Origin of the sequence: Jiella avicenniae (assembly GCF_021390325.1) — a bacterium.
Classification (GTDB): Bacteria; Pseudomonadota; Alphaproteobacteria; order Rhizobiales; family Rhizobiaceae; genus Jiella; species Jiella avicenniae.
Map to the genome: position 1 here is coordinate 66,670 of NZ_JAJUWU010000017.1, position 23,499 is coordinate 90,168.

A 23,499-nucleotide genomic window follows, 5' to 3' on the forward strand; every position below is an offset into this window, starting at 1 on the left:
TCGTTGAAGTTCCCCGGTTCGCGGAGACGATCCGACGTTCAAGGGAGAGTGTCCGAATGCCGAGAAGGAGAGAACCTCATTCGGAAGAGTTCCGGGAGCAGGGGGTGGCGCTGGGATCCCCTGGCAGAACCCTGAGGCTTTGGCGGAGGAGAGGCGGGACGTCATTCAGGTCTTCCCGCTCCTGACCGCGAACCAGGCCCCTTTTCCGGTCCGGACGACGTGCGAGATGGATGGATGACGGGTGGGGAACGACGCTCATCGCCCTGCGCGCCACCGGCTGCCCGAACGCGTCGGGTCTGCATCAGCGCTTCAGGCGTCAGCGCACGAGGGGTGAAGGTCGCCGAGAGCGTCGGTCGTCAGCACGTAGCGCAGCACGATCTCGGCGCATTCGCTGCCGAGCCTCACCTGTTCCGTCTCCGTCCACAGCGCATCGCCGAAGATGAGGCCGAAGGTGTGGCGATTGGAGACGTTGAAATAGCTGATCGCACTGATCAGCCAGTGGAGGGTGAGCGGCGTGATCTCGTGGCGGAAGACGCCGGCCTTCTTGCCGCGATCGAGGAGGGCGGCGACCCGGCCGATCGCCGGGCGGTTGACGTCCCCGATGCTGGTGGACTGGCTGAGAAACGCGCCGCTGTGGATGTTCTCGATCATCACCATGCGGATGAAGCTCTCGCTTCGCCGGTGATGCTCGAAGGTGAAGGCGGCGAGCTGCCTGAGCGCCTCGATCGGTTCGAGATCGTCGAGATGAAGTTCGGCCTCCTCCAGGCGGACCTTGCGATAGGCCTCCTCGAGCACGGCGCGGTAGAGCCCGTTCTTGTCGCCGAAATAGTAGTAGATCATCCGCTTGGAGGTGCGGGTCTTCGCCGCGATCTCGTCGATCCGGCCGCCGGATAGGCCGTTTTTCGCGAATTCGGCTTCCGCGACGGCCATGATATCCGCGCGCACGGCCTCGGGGTCGCGCTTACGCGTTCCCGGTACGTCGCCTCGCGTGCCGTCCTTGCCGCCGTCCATTCGAATCTCCCGTGGTCCTCCCCGGTCGACCATAGCAAATGAACGAATTCGTACAAACCGGTTGACGGCAGAATGAACTAACCGGTACAAACATTGGATAAGGCGGTTGGAGGATCGCCGCTGTAGGGAGGCCTGGCATGACGGCAGGTGCCGCCGCATCCTTTGCGATGGGCGATAAGAGCGATGTTGAGGCGAGCGGCGGCCGCGACGCGCACGGCGCAGGAGCGCGGCGCAGGTCCATCGTCGCCGGCCTGATCGGGCGCGGCATTCAGCTTTCGCGCACGCCCGCCATGCAGGAATCCGCCGGTGCGAGCCGCGGCCTGCGCCTCGTCTACCAATTGCTCGACGCCGACATGATGGGCGAGCCGGCTCCCGATCTTCCGACGATCCTTCACGCAGCCGAACTCTGCGGCTTTGCCGGCGTCAACGTGACCTATCCCTACAAGCGCGAGATCGTGCCGTTGCTCGACGGGCTGTCCGACGCGGCGAGCCGTGTGGGCGCGGTGAACACCGTCGTCTTTCGCGACGGCAAGCGCTTCGGCCACAACACCGATTGCTGGGGCTTCGCCGAGAGTTTCCGGCAGGGCATGGGCGGCGTGAAATCCGGGACGGTTCTCCTCGTCGGAGCGGGCGGGGCGGGCGGCGCGGTGGCCCATGCGCTCCTCGACTGCGGCGTCGAGCGCATTCTGGTCCGTGATATCGATGGTCAAGCGGCGGATATCCTGATCGCAAGCCTCGAAGCGCGCCCGGACGGAGCCGGGCGGGCCGAGCGAGCCGATGATCTTTCCGCAGCGGCGAAACAGGCCGACGGCATCGTCAACGCCTCGCCCGTCGGCATGGCGAAATTGCCGGGCCTGCCTGTCCCGGCCGAAATGATCGAGCCGCGTCATTGGGCGGCCGACGTCGTCTATTTCCCGCTCGAAACCGAATTTCTCGCCACTGCCCGAAAGCGGGGATGTCGGGTCCTCGCCGGCTCCGGGATGGCCCTGTTTCAGGCGGTGCGTGCCTTCGAACTCTTTACCGGCGAAACGCCAGACGTCGCGGCCATGAAGGAGACGTTCGACAGTTTCGCGAGCTGAGACCGCTCGCCGTCCCGTCTTCGGCCGATGGGCGGCCCGATGGACGGGTAGCAACAGATTCCGGCGGTGCCGCGAGCGGCGCCGCCCTCGCCGGCGGACGTTCCGCCGATCGATCTCCCCGCCACGAGCGGGGTTCATGACGCCAGCCAAGGGAGGAACCTCATGCGTCACATGCTCATGCACTCCATTTTTGGAGCCATCACGGCGATCGGTCTGACGGCGGCCGGTGCCGCCAACGCGCAGACCATTCGTTTCGCGCACGTCGATCCGGCCGAGTGGCAGACCTCGAAGAAGGGCGCGGCCGCGCAGATCTTCAAGAACATCGTCGAGGGCCAGTCCGACATGACGGTCGAAGTCTTTCCGGCTTCGTCGCTGGGTGGAGAGACCGAACTCGTTCAGCAGGCCCAGGACGGGACGACCCAGGTCGTGATGGTCTCCGGCGCCATGCAGCAGATCTGCCCGGCGGCGGCCGTCCTCGACATTCCGTACACCTTCTCCTCCGCGCCGATCGCCTGGGACGTTCTCGACGGCTCCTTCGGCGACGAACTCGCCCAGCATTGCCTCGACGAGACCGGCCTTCGCACGCTGGCCTATGGCGAGACGGGCTTTCGCAACTTCACGAACTCCAAGCGCGAGATCAAGACGCCTGCCGACATGGAGGGCCTGAAGTTCCGGGTTCAGGACATTCCGCTCTATGTGGAGATGGTCAATGCGCTCGGCGGCGAGCCGACCCCGATCGCATGGGCCGAACTGCCGAATGCCTTGTCGACGGGTGTCGTCGACGGCCAGGAAAACCCGGTCGGGGTGATCTACAACAACAATCTGCACACGATGCAGAAGTACATGATCCTCGACGGCCACGTCTACGCGACGGACTTCCTGCTCATCAACGATGCCTTCTTCCAAGGGCTGACGCCGCAGCAGCAGGAAGTCGTCAGCCGGGCCGCCAAGGTCGCCGGCATGATGGGCCGTTCGATCCAGCAGTTCACCACCGCCGAAGGCATCAAGAAGGTGCAGGAGGCAGGCATGCAGGTCTATTCGCCGAGCGCCGAAGACCTCGCCAAGTTCCGCGAGGCCGCCCAGCCTCCGGTCATCGCCTTCCTGAAGGACGATCTGGGCGACGATGCCGTCTGGATCGACAAGTTGCAGCAGGCCGTCTCCGAGGCGACGCCCAGCAACTGATGCGAGGGAGCCGGCGGCGGCCCGACACGTGTCATGCCGTCGGCATCCCGGACCGCGACGCCCGAATGAAGCGCGTCGCTTTTCCCTGAACATGCGCGGGGCCAAAGGTCCGGCGCTTCGTCTCTTTTCCGTGCCCCAGGTGGCTTCGAGGTGGCAATGCCGCGCTTTCTGAAGACAGTGACACGAGGCTTCGTCGTCGTTCTCGCCTTTGCGTCCGGGCTGTCGATGGCGCTCGTATTCGCGATCATCCTCGCGAACTCGCTGATGCGCTACACCACCGGCGCCTCGCTCCAGTGGGGCGAGAAGCTGCCGATCTATCTGACCATCTACGGCGTCATGTTCGGCACGGCTCTGGCCTATCTTCTCGATCGGCATGTGCGGTTCACGATCATCATCGACACGGTGAACGCACGCCTGCGCCATGTCTTCCTGCTTGTCGTCGACGTGGTGATGGTCGTCTCCGGCGGGCTTCTCGCCTATGCCGGATGGCAATTCGCCGAACGCGGGGGAAATCTCAGCGCCTCGTCGATCCGCACGACGGCGCGCACCCTCGCCGAGACGACCGGGGTGGATGGCCTCGAAATCTTCGGCAAGCTCTATCCCTATCAGCTCGCCATGGCCGTCGGCGGGGTGCTGGTCGCGCTCGCCGCCTTCCTGAAACTCGTCGAGCGCGCGGCGACCGATCCCGATGCCGAACCGGCGACGACGGCGGAAATGAGCGAGACCCAGCTATGATCGTCGTCATTCTCGTCGCCGCGCTCGCCATCGGCGTTCCCGTCGCGTTTTCGATCGTCGCCGCGCTCCTCTATTTCATGGCCGTGGGGGAGATGCCGTACATGCTGCGCCTCGTGCCGACGCAGATGTTTTCCGGCCTCGATTCCTTTCCGCTTCTGGCCATTCCCCTCTTCGTCCTCGCCGGTGAGGTGATGAACGCCTCCGGCATCACGACGCGCATCATCGCCTTCGCCATGGTGCTGGTCGGCTGGTGCCGGGCCGGTCTCGCGCTGGTCAATATCTGGGCCTCGGTGATCTTCGCCGGCCTGTCGGGCTCGGCGGTCGCCGATACGTCGGCGATCGGCCGGGTATTCATTCCGCAGATGAACGCACGGGGCTATCCGCTCGACTTCGCGGCGGCGCTGACGGCCGCCTCATCCGTGATCGGGCCGATCATTCCGCCCTCGATCCCCGTGATCATCTACGCGCTGATCGCCAGCGGCGTCTCGGTGCCGGCGCTCTTTCTGGCGGGCGTCGTTCCCGGCGTGCTGCTCGCCGTCTTCCTGTCCGTCTATGTGATGATCTTCGCCGGTCGCTACGAGGCGGACGCCGCCCCCGAAGTGGCCGAGGAACCGAGGAAATCACGCCTCTGGACGGTTCTGGACGGCATCCTGCCGGTGTTGATGCCGATCTTCGTGGTGGGCACGATCCTTCTCGGCGTCGTCACCCCGACGGAGGCCGCCGCTTTCGCGGTCGCCTATGCGCTGATACTCGGCATGATCGTCTATCGGGAACTCCCGGTGACGTCGCTGCCCGCGATCTTTTCGCGATCGATGGTCGATTCCTCGATCATCCTGATCATCATCGCCGCCGTCGCCGCCGGCAACTGGCTGATGACCTACAACCGCATTCCCAACCTGATCACCGATTTCACCCTCGCCTTCGTGGACAGCCAGTGGACCTTCCTCCTGGCCGTGATCGTCCTGCTTCTGATCGTCGGGCTTTTCCTGGAGGGAATCGCGGCGATGCTGGTGCTCGTGCCGATCCTTCACCCGATCGCCGTCAGCCTCGGCATCGATCCGGTCCACTTCGGCATCGTGGTCATCTTCAACCTGATGATCGGCCTCATCACGCCGCCGATGGGACTATGTCTTTTCGTTGCGGACTCCATTGCCAATGTCGGAATCGGAAAGCTGTCGCGGGCCGTTTTGCCCTTCTTCCTGGTCCAGGTGGTGGTTCTTTTGATCCTCGCCTTCGTGCCCGACACGGTGACGCTCCTGCCACGACTGTTCGGCTTCTGATCGATCCACGGAGATTGCATTAGGCCCAATCCGAGACGCGAGGACGACTTCATGAAAACGGCAATCGCAACGGTCTCCATCTCCGGCGATTTGAAGGAAAAGCTCGCGGCGATCGCCGCCGCCGGCTTTTCCGGCGTCGAGATCTTCGAAAACGATTTCCTGGCCTTCGATGGTGGTCCGCGCGAGGTCGGGCAGATGGTGCGCGATCACGGGCTGGAAATCTCGCTCTACCAGCCCTTCCGCGATTTCGAGGGCATGCCCGAGCCACAGCGCGGGCGCACATTCGACCGCGTCGAGCGCAAGTTCGACGTGATGCAGGAGCTGGGCACCGAGCTCATGCTCGTCTGCTCCAACGTTTCGCCGATCAGCCTCGGCGGCATCGACCGCGCGGCCACCGACTTTCGCGAGTTGGGCGAGCGGGCGGCGAAGAGGGGTCTGAAGGTCGGTTACGAGGCGCTGGCCTGGGGCCGGCACGTGAGCGATCACCGCGACGCCTGGGAGGTGGTGCGCCGGGCCGACCACGCGGCCGTCGGCGTCATCCTCGACAGTTTCCATACGCTGGCGCGGGGCATCGATCCCGACACGATCCGCTCGATCCCCGGCGACAGGATCGCCTTCATCCAGTTGGCCGATGCGCCGAAGATCGACATGGATCTCCTGTATTGGAGCCGGCACTTCCGCAACATGCCCGGCGAAGGCGATCTCGACGTGCCCTCCTTCATGCGGGCCGTCATGGCGACGGGCTACAAAGGCGTGATTTCGCTCGAAATCTTCAACGATCAGTTCCGCGGCGGATCGCCGAAATCCATCGCCGTCGACGGTTATCGCTCGCTGGTCAATCTCATGGACGGGGTACGCCGCAGCGAGCCGGGGATCGATCTCACGCTGCCGGCGATGCCGGACCGGATCGCGGCGAGCGGCATCGAATTCGTCGAGTTCACGGCGAACGAGGAAGAGGCCGAGGAACTCGGGACGCTGTTTGCCGGAATGGGCTTCCGGAAGGCCGGTCGCCATGTCTCGAAGGACGTCACGCTCTGGCGCCAGGGCGACATCAATCTCGTGGTCAACATGGAGCGGGAGGGTTTCGCCCACGCCGCCTATCTCGTCCACGGCACGAGCGTCTGCGACATCGGGCTCAAGGTGGAGGATGCCACGGCGACGTTGGAGCGGGCGCGGGCGCTGAAGGCGCAGCCGTTCGAGCAGCCGATCGGTCCCGGCGAACTGAAGATTCCGGCGATCCGGGGCGTCGGCGCGGGCTTGATACATTTCCTCGACGAACGAAGCGAACTCGGAAACGTCTGGAGCATCGAGTTCCGACCGGCCGAGGAGCGTGACGAGACCGCTTTCGAAGCGGGATTGACCCGCATCGACCACATCGCCCAGACGATGAACTACGAGGAGATGCTGACCTGGACGCTGTTCTATACGTCGATCTTCGCCACCCGGCGCACGCCCATGGTGGATATCGTCGACCCGGGCGGCCTGGTGCGAAGCCAGGCGATCGAGAACGCCGACGGTTCGCTTCGGGTGACCCTCAACGGCGCGGAGAATCGCAAGACGCTCGCCGGTCATTTCATCGCCGAAAGCTTCGGCTCGTCCGTCCAGCATCTGGCCTTTTCGACCGGGGATATCTTCAAGACCGCCGAGCGATTGCGGGCCCGTGGGTTCAAGCCCCTGGAGATCAGCCAGAACTACTACGACGATCTCGAGGCCCGGTTCGGGCTCGAACCCGACTTCACCGATCGGCTGAAGGCTGAAAACATCCTCTACGATCGGGATGGCGAAGGCGGCGAATATTTCCAGCTCTACAGCCCGAACTACGGAGAAGGCTTCTTCTTCGAGATCGTCGAGCGACGCGGCGGCTACGACGGTTACGGCGCCTCCAACGCGCAATTCAGGATCGCTGCGCAGAAGCGAAGCCTCCGGCCCGCCGGGCTGCCGAAACTCGGCCCGACGAGCGCGAAGGCACCCGGAAACCCGTAGCGCAGGGCATGGACTTGCCCCGGGAAAGCCTTGGCGGGCAGGTATCGTTCAAAGGCTTCAAGGCCTTTCGGCCTCGGAATTTCTACTGGGACGCTTTTCGGAGGCGCTAGACTAGAAGGCGCCGATATTGACCGCCGCGGCGAGGTTCGGCGCGTCGGCCGCCGCCCTCATCACCCGAAGCTGTAGCGGCGGGACCAGGGCGAAGCTGGCGACCCCCCGGAGGAAGATCAGGATCGCACTCGCGGAGAGGGGACGATCACGCCTCTTTTTGTTCACCCATCGCGCGCGGCCGTTCCGGCGACCGTCGAGGAACCGTCGAACACCGGCCCTCGCGCTTGCTCGAAATCGAGCGTCTCGGCGTGAAGACGTCAGTCCGACAGGCGATAGCGCGTCAAGGCTTCGAGCTTGTGCATGAGGTGCTCGCGCATCAGTTCGCCGAGTCGCTTGCCGTCGCGCGCTGCGAGCGCGGCCTGGATCGCCTCGTGCTCTTCCGTCGCCGTACGCCAGCGCTCCGTCGAGAGATTGGCCTGGTAGCGGGCGCGGTACACGCGGTTGGCGAGCGTGGCGTGATGACGGACGATCGTCGGGTTGCCGGCCGCTTCGAGAATGCCGGCGTGAATCTGCTGGTTGATCGTGAAATAGGTCGGCCGGTCGGCGGACTCGTAAGCCTCGCGCAGCGCGATGCACTGGGCTCCGAGCGCCGCGATTGCCTTGTCGCTGGCGTGCCTGGCCGCCAGTTCACCGGCCGCGCCCTCGAGCGCGGCGATGACGGGAAACAGTTCGCGCAGTTCGTCCGCCGTGTGCCGCGCGACGATCGCCCCGCGATTCTGGACGAGGACGACGAAACCTTCGTGTGCGAGGATCTTGACGGCCTCCCGCACGGGCGTCCGCGAAACGCCGAAGCGCTCCGTCAGCGCCTTTTCGGGCACCTTTTCGCCCGGCTTCAGCTCGCCTTCCATGATCATCTGCCGCATCCGATCGCTGATCTCGGCGGAGAGGGCGGGCCGAACGAGAGGGTTCTTGAGATCCAGTAAGCTCATGGGGTGGTTCTGGTGTTTCTCATTGACTTGCATGGGCCGTTAAATTCGAAAAAACCACGAGGAACACAACTCCGGCCGACGGTCCCTCCTTTCCGAGGCTGCGCCGAGCGGTTTCCACGACACCGAACCCGATCTGAAAACCGGATCACGAAGCCAGAGCATGCGCAAGCGCTTCGGCGACGTGTATGGCCGTCCGGCCCGCGCCATCATGGATCTGGTGGCGGCAGGACGTGCCATCCGCGACGATGAGCGCATCTTCCGGCGCTTCGCGAACCGCCGGCAGCAGCGACAATTCGCCCATCGCCAGGGAGACGTCGATGGTCTCGGCATCGTAGCCGAAGGCACCGGCCATGCCGCAGCAGGAACTTTCGATGGTCACGAGGTCGATCTCGGGGATGAGCCGCAGTGCCGCCTCGACCGCGCCCATCGCGCCGAATGCCTTCTGATGGCAGTGGCCGTGGAGATAGGCCTTCCGGCCGAGCGGCTTCAGCGGCAGAGAGAGGCGCTTCGCCTTGATTTCGCGCGCGAGAAACTCCTCGAAGAGAAGAGCCGCCGAGGCAAGCTCCGTCGCCGCCTCGCCGGGCACGAGCGCCGGAAATTCGTCGCGCAGGGTGAGAAGGCAGGAGGGCTCCAGCCCGACGACCAGCTTGCCGGCCCGCACATGCGGGATCAAAGAGGCGATCGTGCGCTCGGCCTCCTGCTTCGCCCGATCGGCCATACCGCTCGCGATGTAGGTTCGGCCGCAGCAGAGCGGCTGCTTGCCGGAGGAGGGGCGGGCGGTCTCGACGGAATATCCGGCCGCGTGGAGGACCTTCACGGCGGCGCGGAGCGTCTGCGGATCGAACCAGCGTCCGAACGTGTCGGCGAAGAGCACGACGCCGGGCTTGCTCGAAGCGGTGTCCTTACCGTTTTCAGTCGCTCCCGCCGAATCCGTGTGCTCGACGCCGCGCGCGCTGGGCGCATCGGCTGGCGACCCGGTCGTGGTATCGGCGCCGGCTCCTTCCGGATTGAGTGGAATGCCGGCATCGGCTTGGTTGGCAGGCGTTGCCGCGAGTTTTGCGGCAGATGTGGTCTGGCCGGTTCGTTGGCCGGTATCCATCCCACCGCCGATGTCCCCCTCGTCGTCCCGGAAGAAGTCCCGCCGAAACACCGGAAGCGTTCGCCGCGACGAAAATCCCAGAAGCTTCTCCGAGAGCGCGGCCAACGGCGAAAGCCGGTCGCGCAGGCCGAGGAGACCGGCCATTCTCGCCGCGTAAGGGGCCATGCGCGGCAGGTCGGCGATCAGCCTGTCCTTGCGGGAAAACCCGTTCCGCTTGCCGCGCTGGTAGAGCACTTCCGCCTTCATCTTGGCCATGTCGACGCCGGTCGGGCATTCGCGGCGGCAGGCCTTGCAGGACACGCACAGCTTCAGCGTTTCCGCCATCTCGTCGGAGTGCATCGCGTCCGGGCCGAGCTGGCCGGAGATGGCGAGCCGCAGCGAGTTCGCCCGTCCGCGCGTCACGTCCCGCTCGTTGCGGGTGACGCGGTAGCTCGGGCACATCACGGCTCCGGCCGATTTGCGGCACGCGCCGTTGTTGTTGCACATCTCGACGGCGCCCTGGAAGCCGCCCGAGGCGCCGGGCCAGGCCGACCAGTCGAAAGCGGTCTCGAACTCCTCCCCGGAATAGCCAGGCGGATAGCGCATCAGGCTGCGGTCATCCATTTTCGGCGCATCGACGATCTTGCCGGGATTGAGCAGGCTCGTCGGATCGAAGGCCGTCTTGACCTCCTTGAAGGCGCCAACGATTCGCGAACCGAACATGGCTTCGTGAAATTCCGAGCGCACGATGCCGTCGCCGTGCTCGCCCGAATGGGAGCCCTTGTATTCGCGCACCATGGCGAAGGCCTCTTCGGCGATCGCCCGCATGGTCCGAACGTCCTTTTCGAGCTTGACGTTGAGAACCGGCCGCACGTGCAGGCAGCCTTCCGAGGCGTGTGCGTACCAGGTGCCGCGCGTGCCGTGCTTGTCGAAGACGGCGGTGAGCCGGTCGGTATAGTCGGCGAGATGTTCGAGCGGCACGGCGCAGTCCTCGACGAAGGAAACCGGCTTTCCCGCCTCCTTCATCGACATCATGATGTTGAGGCCGGCGGCGCGCAGCTCGGCGATCGCGCCCTGCAACTTGGGATCCGACACGGTGACGACACCGCCCTCATGGGCGCCGCCCCGGCCGAAGCCGTATCCGAGATCGCTCATCACAGCTTCGAGCCTGGCGATGCTCTCGGCGTTCTCGTCCGGCTCGTCGGCGAATTCGGTGAGGAGGAGGGCGGCGGGCTTGCCTTCGACGAAGGCTTCGAGGGTCGGTTGGAACATCGGGATGTCGCGGGCGAGCGCGATCATCGTATCGTCGACGAGTTCGACCGATGTCGGCCGAAGCGCGACGATGTGCTGGGCGGCCTCCATCGCCGATCGGAAGGTCGGGAAATGGCAGACGCCGAGAAGCTTATTCGCCTTCGGCAGGGGCGACAGCTCGATCTCGATCGCCGTCGAGATGCCGAGCGTTCCCTCCGATCCGACGAGAAGATGCGCGAGATTGACCGGCGCGTCTCCCTGGACGAGGGCGTCGAGATTGTAGCCTCCGACACGGCGTTGCACGTTCGGAAACCGCGCCGCGATCTCGCCTGCCTCGCGCCGCCCGAGCGCCAGCATGGCGGCGACGAGGTCACGTGGCGGCTCGTTGGACGCATCCTGATCGAGGCCGGCGAAGCGGCCCTTCGTTCCGTCCGCGAGGATGGCGTCGATGGCGATGACGTTGTCGCGCATGGTGCCATAGCGCAGCGAGCGCGAGCCGCAGGAATTGTTGCCGGCCATGCCACCGATCGTCGCCCTGGAAGCGGTCGAGACGTCGACGGGAAACCACAGGCCGTGGGGCTTCAGCAGGCGGTTGAGGTCGTCGAGCACGATCCCCGGTTCGACCAATGCGCGTCGTCCCTCGACGTCCAGTTCGATCAGCTTGTTCATGTGCTTGGACGTATCGACGATCAGGCCGGAATTGACCGTCTGGCCGCATTGCGAGGTGCCGCCGCCGCGCATCGTCAACGGAACGCCTTCCTCGCGCGCCGCATCGAGCGCGGCGGCAACGTCGTCGGCGCCTTTCGCGACGACGACCCCGACCGGGGTCATCTGGTAGATCGAAGCATCCGTCGCGTAGCGACCGCGCGAAAATCGGTCGAACAGGACCTCGCCGGCAATTTCCCGCGAAAGCCGCCGTGACAGGCCCGGGCGGATCGTTTCGGACATCGGTTCACGCTCTCCCACGCGCAGATTTTGTTCTTGCTGCTTGACTGAATAATGAATTCATAATCCAATTGGAGCCGAAATCCAGCGCGCCGACAAGAGCGCGTGACGACCAGCGGGCGTTCGGGAGGGCGCTTCGCGGTAAACGGGAGACGCCTCACGTGACCTATCATGCCGGCCGCCACTTTCTGCAGATCCCCGGGCCCACCAACGTGCCGGACCGCGTCCTGCGGGCCATGGACATGCCGACGATGGATCATCGCGGCCCGGAATTTCAGGCCATGGCAAAGCGGGTCCTCTCCGGTATACGGACGATCTTTCAAACGAAGAACCCGGTCGTCATCTATCCCGCCTCCGGCACCGGCGCGTGGGAAGCCGCGCTCGTCAACACGCTCTCGCCGGGCGATCTCTGCCTGATGTACGAGACCGGCCATTTCGCGAGCCTGTGGAAGAAACTCGCCGAGAAGCTGGGGCTCAGGACGGAATTCATTGCCGGCGACTGGCGCCACGGCGCCGATGCGGCGGCGATCGGCGAAAGGCTGAAGAAGGACGCGGGCCACGAGATCAAGGCGGTCTGCGTCGTCCACAACGAGACCTCGACCGGATGCGTGTCGCCGATCAGCGACGTGCGCAAGGCGATCGACGCGGCCGGGCACCCGGCGCTTCTGCTGGTCGACACGATCTCGTCGCTCGGCTCGATCGACTATCGGCATGACGAATGGGGCGTCGACGTTACGGTGGGTGGTTCGCAGAAGGGTCTGATGTTGCCGCCGGGCCTGTCGTTCAACGCGATTTCCGACAAGGCGATCGCCGCGTCGAAGACGGCATCCCTCCCCAGGTCCTATTGGGCCTGGGACGAGATGCTGACGATGAACGAGAGCGGTTTCTTCCCCTTCACGCCGGCTACCAATCTTCTTTACGGGCTCGATGCGGCGATCGAGATGCTGCACGAGGAAGGCCTGGCCAACGTCTTCGCCCGCCACCAGCGCCACGGCGCGGCGACGCGCGCAGCCGTCGAGGCCTGGGGGCTGGAGGTTCTCTGCGACGAGCCGGCCCATCATTCGGGCTCGCTGACCGCCGTGATGATGCCGGGCGGCCAGGGCGCCGACGCGCTGCGGAAGGCGATCCTCACGCGGTTCGACATGTCGCTCGGCGCGGGCCTCTCGAAGCTCGCCGACAAGATCTTCCGCATCGGGCATCTCGGCGATTTCAACGATCTGACCCTGATCGGCACGCTGGGGGGCGTGGAGATGGGGCTGGAAGCCGGCGGCGTGCCGTATCGCAAGGGCGGTGTGGATGCGGCGATGGCCGTGCTTGCGGCCGCGAATGCCGGGGAAGCCCGGCAGGCCGCCGAATGAGGGCCTGATCGCAAGGCCCGGGCGGAAGAGGAGCCGCTCCATGAGAAACGACAACCTGGGAGGAATGGAATGAACGTTCGCACGATGATGCTGGGCGCCGCCGTGGTGGCCCTGACCGCTTCCGCCGCACAGGCCGAAGGTCCCACACTCAAGCTCGGTCATGTCGGCGATCCCGGCTCGCTCTACGAGGCGACCGCCGGCAAGTTCGCCGAATGCGTCAACGCCACCGGCAAGGCGACGGTCGAGAATTACGGCTCCTCGCAGCTCGGCTCCGACGAGGAGATGCTGCAGAAGCTGAAGCTCGGCCAGATCTCCTTCTCGATCCCGTCCTCGATCATGAGTTCGGTCTCGCCGACCTTCGGCGTCTTCGAGATGCCCTATCTGATCAAAAGCCGCGATCACATGAAGAAGGTCCGCGACGACATGCGCTCGACCTTCGTCGACGCCGCCGACGCCAAGGGCTACCATATCCTCGGCTTCTGGGAGAACGGCTTCCGCAACATCACCAACAATGTCCGGCCGATCACCGTGCCGGCCGATCTCGACGGCATCAAGCTCAGGACGCCGAAGGGCACTTGGCGCGTGAAGATGTTCCAGAGCTATGGCGCCAACCCGACGCCGATGTCGTTCTCGGAGGTCTTCACGGCGCTGAAGACCGGCGTCATCGACGGCCAGGAAAACCCGCTCGCCCAGATCTATTCGGGCAAGTTCCAGGAGGTGCAGAAATACCTCTCGATGACCGGCCACGTCTATTCGCCAGCCTATCTCGCGACTTCGACGCGCAATTGGGAAAGCTGGGACGAAGAGGTTCAGACGGCGGTACAGGACTGCGCCACGCAGGCCAGCGACTTCGCCTATGAGACGTCCGCCCAGATGGACGACGATCTGATCGAAAAGATCAAGGAAGCCGGCGTCGAGGTGAACGAAGCCGACAAGGACGCCTTCATCCAGGCGTCGAAGTCGATCTACGAACAGTTCGGCCAGGAGGTCGAGGGCGGCCAGAAGCTGATCGACGACATTCAGGCGCTCGCCAAGGGTTCCTGAGACACATCGGACGCCGGGCCGTCGTTTGGGAGGCGCTGCCCGGCTCTCGTCAGACATTTGCGGCCGGGTAAGCCGGATGACGGCCTGGCCCGGCCGCAGATGAAAATGATCGACGACGGCAACCGCCTCCAGCGTCGGGGCGTGGGGAGGGACGGGTGCGCCAAGCGGCGAAGATTTTGGGAGAACTCCTCACCTGGATGGTGATCGGTCTGATGGTCGTTCTCACGACGATCGTCATCGTCGCGGTCATATACCGAAAGGCGGGGGCGTCGCTCTCCTGGTACGACGAGGTTGCCTCGGTCCTTCTTGCCTGGATCACCTATTATGGTTCGGCGTTGGCGGCCTTGAAACGCGGCCATATCGGCTTCGACGACGTCCTTCTCGCGCTGCCGATTCCCGTCCGTAAAGTCGCGGTCGTCGCTGCGGAGGTGCTCGTCCTCTTCTTCTTCGCCCTGCTCGCCTGGGCGGGCTACACGGTCCTGACGATCCTTCAGGGCGAGACGCTCGTCAGCCTGACCTGGGTGCCGGTTTCCTTGACGCAATCGGTCATTCCCATCGGCGCCGCGTTGTTCATCGTCTGCGAACTTCTCAGCCTGCCGGACTACTGGCGCATGGTGATGGCCGGTCACTCCACCGAGCATGCCGTCATGGCTCACGATGCGACGCCAGAGAACACCACGCGCGGCGGGGGACACGCCTGATGCTTCTCACGATCTTCCTCGCCCTCGTCGCGATGGTCTGCATCAACGTGCCGATCGCCATCGCGCTGGCGCTCTCGGCGGTGCTCGCCATCGCGCTCACCGACGGCACCGGCGCGCTCGTCACCATCGCGCTCGACATGTATGCTGGCGCGAAAAGCTTCTCGCTGATCGCGATCCCGATGTTCGTCTTTGCCGGCGCGATCATGAACGCCACCGGCATCACCCGGCGGCTCATCGCCTTCGTCTCTGCGATCGTGGGGTTCGTCCGGGGCGGCCTGTCGATGGTCAATATCGGCGTTTCGCTGTTCTTCGCCGAAATCTCCGGCTCGGCGGTCGCCGACGTCGCGGCGATCGGCTCGATCCTCATTCCCGAGATGAAGAAGCGCGGCTATCCTTCGCCCTTCGCCGCGGCGGTCACCTCGTCCGCGGCATCGCTCGCCATCATCATCCCCCCGTCGATCCCGATGATCCTCTACGGCGTCGCCTCCGGCGCCTCGATCGAACAGCTCTTCGTCGCCGGCGTCGTGCCGGGGCTCATCGGCGCAGCCGGGCTCATGGGCACGGCCTATTATTTCGCGAGGCGCTACAACTTCCCGACAGAAGCGGCCTTCAATCTCGCGAAGCTTCGAACGTCCTTCGTCGAGGCGTTGCCCTGCTTCGCCCTGCCGGTGATCATACTCGGCGGTATTTTCGGCGGCGTCGTCACCGCCACGGAAGGCGCCGGGCTCGCCGTCGTCGCCGCGATCCTCGTCGGGCTCTGGTACCGTGAGATCGACTGGGGCCAGCTCAAGGAAGCGACCCTCGAAGGCGGCATCCAGACGGCGGTCGTCATGCTGCTCGTCGCCTCGTCGATCCTGATGGGCTCCTATCTCACGACGGCACGGGTGCCCCAGGAGCTTGCCGCCGCGATCCTCGATCTGACGACGAACCAGTATCTCATCCTCCTGATCCTCAACGTCTTCTTCCTGATCATCGGCTTCTTCCTGCATTCCTCGGCGGCGATCATTCTCGTCGTTCCGATCATCGTGCCGCTGATCAATCAGGCCGGGATCGACCCGGTGCATTTCGGCCTCGTCGTGACGCTGAACCTCGCCATCGGTCAGCAGACGCCGCCGGTCGCATCGGTGCTGATCACCGCCTGCTCGATCGCGAAAGCGAACATCTGGGAGGTATCGAAGTGGAACCTGCCCTTCGTCGGCGTTCTTCTCTTCGTCCTCTTCCTCTGCACCTATGTCCCGGCGATCCCGATGTTCCTCGTCGAATATTTCTACAGGTAAGCCATGTCCGACAGCGAACTTCTCTACGAAATCAAGGACGGCGTTGGCTGGATCACGCTCAACCGGCCGCAGGCCCGCAACGCCCTGACCTTCGCGATGTATGAGGGGCTCGCGGAAATCTGCCGCACGGTCCCCCGCGACGGCTCCGTCAAGTGCCTCGTCGTCACCGGGGCGGGCGAGAAGGCCTTTGCCGCCGGCACCGATATGACGCAGTTCCGCGGCTTCTCGACCGACAAGGACGCGCTCGATTACGAGCACAGGATCGACACCGTGCTCGGAGCGGTCGAAGCCTGTCCGATCCCGATCATCGCGGCGATCTCGGGGGCCTGCACCGGCGGCGGCGCGGGGATCGCGGCTGCCTGCGACATCCGCATCGCGACCGCCGATCTCAAGTTCGGTTTCCCGATCGCCCGCACCCTCGGCAACTGCCTGTCGATCGCCAACCTCTCGCGCCTCGCCGGCCTGATGGGGACCGGCCGCACCAAGGAGGTGATCTTCACCGCAAGGCTGGTCGGAGCCGAGGAGGCCAAGGCCGTCGGCCTGATTTCCGAGATCGTGCCGGACCACGCGGCCCTTCTGGCGCGCGCGGAAGCCCTTGCCGAAACGCTTGGCGGCCACGCGCCGATCACGCTGCGCACGACCAAGGAGGCGCTGCGGCGCCTGCGCATGCAGGGCGCGGACGCGGACGACCGCGATCTCATCGTCGAGGCCTATATGAGCGAGGACTTCAAGGAGGGCATGGAGGCCTTTCTCGGCAAGCGCAAACCGCAATGGAAGGGGCGCTGAGATGACCAGCGGAAAGGGACCGCTCGCGGGCATGAAGGTGGTCGAGCTGGCGCATATCATGGCCGGGCCGGTCTGTGGCCTGATGCTCGCCGACATGGGGGCCGACGTGATCAAGGTGGAGAAGCCGGAGGGCGACGACACCCGCCGCTTCCTGCCGCCGGACATCAACGGCGAATCCGCCGCCTATCTGATGATGAACCGCAACAAGCGCGGCATCGTGCTCGACCTGAAGAACGAGGAGGGCAAGGCGGCGCTGAAGCGTCTCCTCGAAACGGCGGACGTCGTCATCGAGAACTACCGCATGGGGACGATGGAAAAGCTCGGCCTCGGCTATGACGAGCTGAAGAAGACCAATCCGGGCCTGATCTATTGCGAGATTTCCGGCTTCGGGCGCACGGGTCCCTACGCGACGCGCGGCGGCTTCGACCTGATCGCGCAAGGCATGAGCGGGTTGATGTCGATCACCGGCGAGGGGCCCGGCCGTCCGCCGGTCAAGTCCGGCGCGCCGGTTTCCGACATCACGGCAGGCATTCTCGGCGCGCTCGGCTGCGCGGCCGCCTATGCGCGAAAGCTGCAGACGGGGGAGGGGCAGAAGGTCGATACCTCGCTCTTCGAGGCCGGCATCACGCTCACCTACTGGCAGTCGGCGATCGCCTTCGCGACCGGCGTCTCGCCGGGGCCGCTGGGTTCGGCGCATCCGTTGAACGCGCCGTATCAGGCCTTCCGGACGAGCGACGGCTGGATCAATCTCGGTGCGGCCAACCAGAAGAACTGGGAGCGCATGCTCTCCGTCATCGGCGCCGAAGAGCTCGCTTCCGATCCGCGCTTTACGACCAATCGCGGCCGCATGGAAAATCTCGACGCGCTGGCCGAAATCCTCGACGGTCATTTCGTGACCGACACCTCGGCGGTCTGGCTGGAGCGCCTGGAAAAGGCCGGCGTTCCGGCCGGTCCGGTGCTGGACATCTGCGAGATGCACGAGGATCCGCAAGCGCTTGCCCGCGACATGGTGGTCGAGACCGAGCATCCGGTGGCCGGCCGGGTCAAGGCGATCGGCCTGCCGGTGAAGTTCTCCGGGACGCCCGGCGGGGTCGCCCGCCCCGCGCCGCTGCTCGGCGAACACAGCCGCGAAATCCTCGCCGAGAACGGATTTTCCGAGGAGCAGATCGCGCAGATGGTTTCAAGCGGAGCCGTCCGCGCGCCCTCCGATCGATCCGCCCCGTGACGCGGATGGACCTCTTCGGCGACCTCGGCTGGCTGGAGCCGGGGACCTGGAGGCGGCATCGGCCGAGCGCGCCGCCGCTCATGACCGCGCGCTGCCCGACGATCGCGTGATCCTCGGCACCGTTGCAAAAATCCGCCCTTACGCAGCGGATGCACCAGGGCGGCGGCCGGTAGGAGGCCGGTCGCGGACCAAATCCATCGCCGAAGTCCGGTTGGAATGAGTTGCTGCCGTGCGGTCGTCCCGCAACCTCGCCCTCGGCTCGCTCCGCCGCTCGGCCGCCCCGGGTTCCCGGAGACGGATTGGTTTGCGTCCTGCGCAGCGATCGGCATGGCATCGAGCTTTGCGTCGCAGGCGGCTTCCGCCTCGGCGGGCAAATGGAAACGCGAACGCCAGCATAGCCGAAATCGACGATCAAAAACTGCCGCGAGATGGGCCATGGCCGACCAGGGCTGCTTCAGGAATCTTGTCGCTCTTTGCGGATTCCTGACGTCATACTGGCATGAGAGAGAATTCATGCAGGCGCGTAGAGATAAACCAAATCTGTTTTTATGATAAAGAATTCGACATTTGGATTAGAGGCGCTGAACTTATAATCTCTTCCCATGTGACCGTGCACCGGTGAATCGGAGCAGGCGGTCGTTTCGGGAGGAGACAATTCGATGACACAGCTCCGCATTCTGGCGGCGGCGACGACGTTTGCCACGGCTTTCACCCTTCAGTCCGCAACCGCCGACGAATGGACCGGCTATACCTATTCCGCGGTCTCGACCACGGCGGCCGTCAAGGGCATGAACCGGATCGTCGAACGCGCGAAGGACGAGACGGACGGCGAACTCGCGATCGACCTGCATCTCGGCAAGACGCTGCAGATCGCATCGAGCGACATCACCCAGGCCGTCGGCGACAACATCGTCCAGTTCGCGGCCGACCTGTTCTTCGCGGGCAACGTGCCCGTCGGGCGGGTTCTCTCGCTGCCCCTCCTGATCGAGAACGACGAGGAGTGGGACAAGGCCTATGCCGCGATGAAGCCCTTTCTGGAGGAAGGCTTCTCCGGTCAGGGCGTCGCCCATCTCGGTGGCTATCGCTATCCGGTCCAGACGATCTTCGCCACCTTCGAGATCGATTCCCTCGACGATCTCAAGGGACGCAAGATCCGCATCGTCTCGCCCGAGCAGGGTGCCTTCGTCGAGGAGTTCGGCGGCTCGCCCATCACCCTGTCGGGCTCGGAAGTGCCGACGGCCCTCGAGCGCGGCGTGATCGACGGGGTTCTCACCGCGAGCGCCGGCGGGGCGAAGAACTGGCACGAATTCCTGCCCTACAACTACCGCTTCCCGGTCGGTTATGTCGGCAGCCAGATGATCGCCAATGCCGATGCCTATGGCGCTCTCGACGAGGAGACGCAGAAGACTTTTGCGAATATCGTCGCCGAGGAGGGGCCGAAGATCACGGCCGAATTCATCGAGGACGAGGAAGTGCAGAAGAAATCCCAGGCCGACGGCGGCATGACGATCACCGAGGCGAGTGCCGAGGACGTCGCGGCGGCGACGGAGAAGTTCTCACCCTTCTGGGAAAAGTGGGCCGAAGAGGCCGGGCCGGATCATGTCGAGGCGCTGAAGGCCGTCCGCGCGGCGCTCGGCAAGTAAGGTCCCGCAGGCCGCGTTCACGGCCTTGAGTTTCCGGGTCCGGATGGTCGCCGAGCCTTGCGATCGGTCGTGACCTTCCGGACGTGCCCGGCGGGCGGACAGGCCCATCTCGTCCGCGACCGCCGTCTCCGCATTCTCTCCGATCGGTTCGTTTCATGACAACCTCCCAAGACGATGGCGTCCGGTCGGCGGGATCGGCCGGACGCGTCTTCGATCTCGTCGCGACACTCGTTCGCGTCCTTGCCGGCGGCGGCCTCGTCGCGCTCGCCTGTCTCGTCCTCGCCGAGGTCGTCTCGCGCGCCTTCGGCCGTTCGCTCAACGTGGTCGAGGAACTCGCCGGCTACGTCGTCGTCGCGGTGACGTTCCTGGGCGCCGCGCTCGCCTTTCGCGATCAGGTGATGTTTCGCGTCGGCTTCGTCTTCGATGCGCTGCCCGGTGTGGCGCGGCGCGCGCTGACATTCGTCTATCTCGCACTCTCGCTGGGCGTTTCGGGTGTCCTGATCTGGCAGACCATCCGCCTCGTCCAGAGTTCCTATTCGCGCGGCAAGTTCGCGCCGACCGAGCTGATGACGCCGCTCTATATTCCGCAGCTTCTCCTCCCCGTCGGCCTCTCGGTCATCGCCCTCTTCCTTCTCGAACGCGCGATCATCGAGTTTCGCGGAAAGGCCGGCGACTGATGGACGCGATCCTCGCCTTCGGCACCCTGATCCTCCTCATCGTCGGCGGGCTCTGGGTCCAGTTCGCGGTCGGCGCCGCCGCGCTCCTCTATCTCTGGCTGATGCGGGGCACCTCCGCCTGGAACGCCATCGGCCTCGTCAGCTGGGGTTCGGCCGACAGCTTCACGCTCGCGGCGATCCCGCTCTTCATCCTGATGGCGGAGATCCTGCTCGCGAGCGGGCTCAGCGAGCGGCTCTACAACGGCGTCGCGCCCTTCATGAAGCGGCTGCCCGGCGGCCTCCTCCATACCAATATCGTCGGCAGCGCGGTCTTTTCGGCGGTGGCCGGCGGCAGTGCGCCGACGGCGGCCGCGATGTCCACGGTCGCGCTGCCCTCGCTCGCCGCGCGAGGGTACGACAAGCGCATCGTCGCCGGCTCCCTCGCCGCCGGCGGCACGCTCGGCATCCTGATCCCGCCCTCGATCACGATGATCATCTATGCGACCTTCACCGAGACCTCGATCGCTCAGCTCTTTGCGGCCGGTCTCGTGCCGGGCATCCTGCTCGCGGCCTGCTACAGCCTGCTGATCGCCGTGCGCTCGGTTCTCGATCCGAAACTCGCCCCGCGCGACACCTCGGCGAGCACGGTTCACGACTATCTGCGCGCGGCCTCCGACGTCGTGCCCTTCATGCTGCTGATGGTCATCGTCCTCGGCAGCATCTATGCCGGACTCGCGACCCCGACGGAGGCCGGCGCGGTCGGCGTCTTCGGCGCGGCGCTGATCGCGGCGATCTATCGCCGGCTGAACCTTTCGATGTTCTGGCAGGCGGTCTCGCGGGCGCTGGTGATGAGCGGCAACGTCCTCTTCATCGTCTTCATCTCGCTGATCTTCGCCTATGCGACGGCGCTCTCGGGGGTCGGCGAAAAGCTGGTCGCGCTCGTCGCCGATCTCGGCCTGTCACGCACGGAGTTCCTCCTCGTCCTGATGGTCGCCTTCGCGATCCTCGGCTGCTTCATGGAGGGCCTCGGCATGATCGCGATCATCGTGCCGATCATCTTTCCGACGCTCATGGCCATGGATGTCGATCCGGTCTGGTTCGGCGTCTTCGTCGTCATCCTGGTCGAGCTCGGTCAGCTCACCCCGCCGCTCGGCGTCATCCTCTTCGTCGTCGCGAGTTCCTCGCGCGAGGTGAGGGTGGAAGACGTGGTGATGGGCGTGTTGCCGTTCTTCGGGGCGATCCTCGCCTTCCTGCTCCTGATCATCATCTTTCCCGAGATCGCCCTGTGGTTTCCGGCGCTGGCCTTCGGAGGTTGAGAATGGGCTTTCCGTTTCCCGATCCGGTCCTGATCGAGGCCGAGGTTTTCACCGAACTGCCGAAGGCATATCGACGGACGGGCGAAAGGTCCGTCTGGGCGGACAAGAACCGTCGCGGCGCGCCGACTGACAGCTTTCTCGAAGGCCCGTCCTTTGACCTTGAGGGCAATCTCTGGTTCGTCGATATCCCCTTCGGCCGCATCTTCAGGGCATCGCCCGATGGCGCGGTCGACCTCGTCGCCGAATATGACGGCTGGCCGAACGGGCTGAAGATCGATGCGAACGGTCGGATCTTCATCGCCGATTTCAGGAAGGGGATCATGCGGCTGGACCCGGCGACGGGGGCAGTGGAGACGGTGCTCGGCGATGCCGACACCGAGAGCTTCAAGGGTTGCAACGATCTTCACTTCGGGGCCGATGGCAGGCTTTATTTCACCGATCAGGGCCAGACCGGCCTGCAAGATCCTTCGGGCCGCGTCTGGCGATTCGACGAAGCGAGCGGGCGGCTCGACTGTCTGATCGACAAGGTACCAAGCCCCAACGGCCTCGTCCTCGACACGGCCGGCCATACCCTCTTCCTCGCCGTCACGCGCGCGAATGCCGTCTGGCGGCTGCCGCTTTCCCAAAGCGAGCGCGTGGTGAAGGCGGGGCTCTTCCTGCAATTCTCCGGCGGCCGGGCGGGGCCGGACGGGCTCGCGCTGACGGCAAACAACGGCGTCACCGTCTGCCAGACCGGCATGGGCCTCGTCTGGGTGCATGATGCCCTGGGCATGCCGATCGCGGTCGTGCGCTCGCCGCGCGGCCTCGGCACCACCAATTGCGCTTTCGGCGGGCCGGACGGGCGCACGCTGTTCGTCACCGAATCCGATACCGGCACGATCCTGAAGGCGGACCTTCCCGTCGCCGGCCATCCGATGGCTTCAGGCTGGGGCGCCGGCTGGACCTGATGCGCTCTTATCGGATCGAGGACGCGCCGTCGGCACACCATAGGGGCCGGCAAGGTTCATCAGGCGCGTATGGACGTCGTCGAAGAAGGCCGCCTTCGGCGAGACGCCCGGCCTGACGATGCCGATCTGGCGATAGATCTGCGGATCGCCGAAGGGAACGACCTTCAGCGGGGTCGACAGCCCCCTCAGCGCGATGTCGGGCACGATGCCGGCACCGAGACCGGCGGCGACGCATTCGACGATGGTGGTGATGGTGTCGATCTCGGCCGTGTCCTGCGTGACGATGCCGAGGCGGGCGAGCTCGGTGTCGATCATGTTGGCGAGTGGCACCAGACTGCGGAAGCGCACGAAGGGCACGTTTTCGAGGATCGCGCGGGCGTCCTCATGGGGCGTGTCCTTCGGTGCGATCACGACCAGCGGCTCGCGGATGAAAGGCTCCCATGTCAGCGAGCGCGGCACGCCGACATGCTCGGCGACGATCGCCATGTCCAGCCGGTCGGCGAGGACGTCGGCGATGAGCGCCGCCGAAAGCCCCACCTTCAGGCTGATCTTCAGTTCCGGATAGGCCTTGCGCAGAGAGACGATGGCGAGCGGCAACAGCCCGATCGCGCTCGTCCGCACCGAACCGATCGAAAAGCTCCCGATCGTCCGTCCTTCCGTAATCACCGCCCTCGTGTCCTGGATCTGTCTCAGGATGCTGCGCGCGGTCTCGAGCAGCTGCATGCCCTGGAGGTTCAGCGTCGGCGGCCGGGTTTCGCGGTTGAAGAGCGGCACGCCGATCTCGTTCTCGAGCGCGAGGATCTGCTGGCTGACCGCCGAGGGCGTGATGTGGACGACTTCGGCCGCGCGGGCGAAGGTGCCGTGGTCCGCGATCGCGATCAGGGTCTGCAACTGCCTCATATCCATGGCAGATACAGTACAACTTAATTTCTGGTTCAGCAATATTCGCTTTCATGAAGTCA

General features: G+C 65.1%; 19 protein-coding genes. 15 read left to right on the forward strand and 4 right to left on the reverse strand.

Going from position 1 to position 23,499, the window contains the following annotated elements:
• Nucleotides 1-309: 309 nt before the first annotated feature.
• Entirely contained in the window at nucleotides 310-1,011 is a 702-nt protein-coding gene (locus LZD57_RS16560) for a TetR/AcrR family transcriptional regulator (RefSeq protein WP_233720590.1), read from the reverse strand.
• Nucleotides 1,012-1,148: 137 nt separating this feature from the next.
• On the opposite strand from LZD57_RS16560, the gene LZD57_RS16565 reads away from it, so the two are divergent.
• The 5 genes from LZD57_RS16565 (at nucleotide 1,149) to LZD57_RS16585 (ending at nucleotide 7,270) form a co-directional block, all read left to right on the forward strand.
• Complete coding sequence (locus LZD57_RS16565; protein ID WP_233720591.1) at nucleotides 1,149-2,090, forward strand: shikimate dehydrogenase; 942 nt, start codon at nucleotides 1,149-1,151, stop codon at nucleotides 2,088-2,090.
• Nucleotides 2,091-2,252: 162 nt separating this feature from the next.
• The gene (locus LZD57_RS16570) at nucleotides 2,253-3,272 is read left to right on the forward strand and encodes a DctP family TRAP transporter solute-binding subunit (RefSeq protein ID WP_233720592.1); all 1,020 of its coding nucleotides are present in this window, start codon (nucleotides 2,253-2,255) and stop codon (nucleotides 3,270-3,272) included.
• A 156-nt stretch (nucleotides 3,273-3,428) separates the two neighbouring features.
• Nucleotides 3,429-4,007, forward strand: coding sequence for a TRAP transporter small permease (locus LZD57_RS16575; RefSeq protein WP_233720593.1), 579 nt, complete (start codon nucleotides 3,429-3,431; stop codon nucleotides 4,005-4,007).
• Entirely contained in the window at nucleotides 4,004-5,287 is a 1,284-nt protein-coding gene (locus LZD57_RS16580) for a TRAP transporter large permease (RefSeq protein WP_233720594.1), read from the forward strand. Before LZD57_RS16575 ends, LZD57_RS16580 begins: the two co-directional genes overlap by 4 nt.
• A 51-nt stretch (nucleotides 5,288-5,338) precedes the next feature.
• Nucleotides 5,339-7,270 carry a bifunctional sugar phosphate isomerase/epimerase/4-hydroxyphenylpyruvate dioxygenase family protein gene (locus tag LZD57_RS16585; RefSeq protein WP_233720595.1) on the forward strand — a complete coding sequence of 644 codons (1,932 nt, stop codon included), beginning with the start codon at nucleotides 5,339-5,341 and terminating at the stop codon, nucleotides 7,268-7,270.
• A gap of 368 nt (nucleotides 7,271-7,638) precedes the next feature.
• Here LZD57_RS16585 and LZD57_RS16595 read toward each other — a convergent pair whose 3' ends face one another.
• Together LZD57_RS16595 and LZD57_RS16600 are read right to left on the reverse strand one after the other, a co-directional pair.
• Nucleotides 7,639-8,310 (reverse strand): GntR family transcriptional regulator, encoded by a 672-nt coding sequence (locus LZD57_RS16595; RefSeq protein WP_233720596.1) that lies wholly within the window; start codon nucleotides 8,308-8,310, stop codon nucleotides 7,639-7,641.
• Between the two features lie 145 nt (nucleotides 8,311-8,455).
• Nucleotides 8,456-11,587 (reverse strand): FAD-binding and (Fe-S)-binding domain-containing protein, encoded by a 3,132-nt coding sequence (locus tag LZD57_RS16600; RefSeq protein ID WP_233720597.1) that lies wholly within the window; start codon nucleotides 11,585-11,587, stop codon nucleotides 8,456-8,458.
• A 158-nt stretch (nucleotides 11,588-11,745) separates the two neighbouring features.
• Between LZD57_RS16600 and LZD57_RS16605 the strand changes: the two genes are divergently transcribed.
• The 10 genes from LZD57_RS16605 (at nucleotide 11,746) to LZD57_RS16650 (ending at nucleotide 22,537) form a co-directional block, all read left to right on the forward strand.
• A complete protein-coding gene (locus LZD57_RS16605; RefSeq protein WP_233720598.1) occupies nucleotides 11,746-12,942 on the forward strand; it encodes a pyridoxal-phosphate-dependent aminotransferase family protein in 1,197 nt (398 codons plus the stop codon).
• A gap of 69 nt (nucleotides 12,943-13,011) precedes the next feature.
• Nucleotides 13,012-13,986: a TRAP transporter substrate-binding protein gene (locus tag LZD57_RS16610; RefSeq protein ID WP_233720599.1), complete on the forward strand. Its 975-nt coding sequence runs from the start codon at nucleotides 13,012-13,014 to the stop codon at nucleotides 13,984-13,986.
• A gap of 155 nt (nucleotides 13,987-14,141) precedes the next feature.
• Nucleotides 14,142-14,687: a TRAP transporter small permease gene (locus tag LZD57_RS16615; RefSeq protein WP_233720600.1), complete on the forward strand. Its 546-nt coding sequence runs from the start codon at nucleotides 14,142-14,144 to the stop codon at nucleotides 14,685-14,687.
• On the forward strand, nucleotides 14,687-15,964 hold the full coding sequence (locus LZD57_RS16620; RefSeq protein WP_420844829.1) for a TRAP transporter large permease: 1,278 nt from the start codon (nucleotides 14,687-14,689) through the stop codon (nucleotides 15,962-15,964). Before LZD57_RS16615 ends, LZD57_RS16620 begins: the two co-directional genes overlap by 1 nt.
• Before the next feature lie 3 nt (nucleotides 15,965-15,967).
• Nucleotides 15,968-16,750 carry an enoyl-CoA hydratase/isomerase family protein gene (locus tag LZD57_RS16625; protein ID WP_233720601.1) on the forward strand — a complete coding sequence of 261 codons (783 nt, stop codon included), beginning with the start codon at nucleotides 15,968-15,970 and terminating at the stop codon, nucleotides 16,748-16,750.
• Between the two features lies 1 nt (nucleotide 16,751).
• Entirely contained in the window at nucleotides 16,752-17,975 is a 1,224-nt protein-coding gene (locus tag LZD57_RS16630) for a CaiB/BaiF CoA transferase family protein (RefSeq protein ID WP_233720602.1), read from the forward strand.
• A 659-nt stretch (nucleotides 17,976-18,634) separates the two neighbouring features.
• Entirely contained in the window at nucleotides 18,635-19,618 is a 984-nt protein-coding gene (gene dctP, locus LZD57_RS16635; protein WP_233720603.1) for a TRAP transporter substrate-binding protein DctP, read from the forward strand.
• A gap of 155 nt (nucleotides 19,619-19,773) precedes the next feature.
• Nucleotides 19,774-20,295 carry a TRAP transporter small permease gene (locus LZD57_RS16640; protein ID WP_233720604.1) on the forward strand — a complete coding sequence of 174 codons (522 nt, stop codon included), beginning with the start codon at nucleotides 19,774-19,776 and terminating at the stop codon, nucleotides 20,293-20,295.
• Nucleotides 20,295-21,590, forward strand: coding sequence for a TRAP transporter large permease (locus tag LZD57_RS16645; protein ID WP_233720605.1), 1,296 nt, complete (start codon nucleotides 20,295-20,297; stop codon nucleotides 21,588-21,590). The genes LZD57_RS16640 and LZD57_RS16645 overlap by 1 nt, the downstream gene beginning before the upstream one ends.
• 2 nt (nucleotides 21,591-21,592) lie before the next feature.
• A complete protein-coding gene (locus LZD57_RS16650; RefSeq protein ID WP_233720606.1) occupies nucleotides 21,593-22,537 on the forward strand; it encodes an SMP-30/gluconolactonase/LRE family protein in 945 nt (314 codons plus the stop codon).
• Here LZD57_RS16650 and LZD57_RS16655 read toward each other — a convergent pair.
• A complete protein-coding gene (locus tag LZD57_RS16655; protein WP_233720688.1) occupies nucleotides 22,511-23,437 on the reverse strand; it encodes a LysR substrate-binding domain-containing protein in 927 nt (308 codons plus the stop codon). The genes LZD57_RS16650 and LZD57_RS16655 overlap by 27 nt on opposite strands.
• Between the last annotated feature and the right edge of the window lie 62 nt (nucleotides 23,438-23,499).

Coding starts and splice junctions, on each gene's coding strand:
- LZD57_RS16595 (WP_233720596.1), bottom strand. CDS start 8,310: ATGAGCTTACTGGATCTCAAGAACCCTCTCGTTCGGCCCGCCCTCTCC.
- LZD57_RS16575 (WP_233720593.1), top strand. CDS start 3,429: ATGCCGCGCTTTCTGAAGACAGTGACACGAGGCTTCGTCGTCGTTCTC.
- LZD57_RS16640 (WP_233720604.1), top strand. CDS start 19,774: ATGACAACCTCCCAAGACGATGGCGTCCGGTCGGCGGGATCGGCCGGA.
- LZD57_RS16580 (WP_233720594.1), top strand. CDS start 4,004: ATGATCGTCGTCATTCTCGTCGCCGCGCTCGCCATCGGCGTTCCCGTC.
- LZD57_RS16620 (WP_420844829.1), top strand. CDS start 14,687: ATGCTTCTCACGATCTTCCTCGCCCTCGTCGCGATGGTCTGCATCAAC.
- LZD57_RS16560 (WP_233720590.1), bottom strand. CDS start 1,011: ATGGACGGCGGCAAGGACGGCACGCGAGGCGACGTACCGGGAACGCGT.
- LZD57_RS16625 (WP_233720601.1), top strand. CDS start 15,968: ATGTCCGACAGCGAACTTCTCTACGAAATCAAGGACGGCGTTGGCTGG.
- LZD57_RS16570 (WP_233720592.1), top strand. CDS start 2,253: ATGCGTCACATGCTCATGCACTCCATTTTTGGAGCCATCACGGCGATC.
- LZD57_RS16585 (WP_233720595.1), top strand. CDS start 5,339: ATGAAAACGGCAATCGCAACGGTCTCCATCTCCGGCGATTTGAAGGAA.
- LZD57_RS16650 (WP_233720606.1), top strand. CDS start 21,593: ATGGGCTTTCCGTTTCCCGATCCGGTCCTGATCGAGGCCGAGGTTTTC.
- dctP (WP_233720603.1), top strand. CDS start 18,635: ATGACACAGCTCCGCATTCTGGCGGCGGCGACGACGTTTGCCACGGCT.
- LZD57_RS16645 (WP_233720605.1), top strand. CDS start 20,295: ATGGACGCGATCCTCGCCTTCGGCACCCTGATCCTCCTCATCGTCGGC.
- LZD57_RS16565 (WP_233720591.1), top strand. CDS start 1,149: ATGACGGCAGGTGCCGCCGCATCCTTTGCGATGGGCGATAAGAGCGAT.
- LZD57_RS16610 (WP_233720599.1), top strand. CDS start 13,012: ATGAACGTTCGCACGATGATGCTGGGCGCCGCCGTGGTGGCCCTGACC.
- LZD57_RS16600 (WP_233720597.1), bottom strand. CDS start 11,587: ATGTCCGAAACGATCCGCCCGGGCCTGTCACGGCGGCTTTCGCGGGAA.
- LZD57_RS16655 (WP_233720688.1), bottom strand. CDS start 23,437: ATGAGGCAGTTGCAGACCCTGATCGCGATCGCGGACCACGGCACCTTC.
- LZD57_RS16630 (WP_233720602.1), top strand. CDS start 16,752: ATGACCAGCGGAAAGGGACCGCTCGCGGGCATGAAGGTGGTCGAGCTG.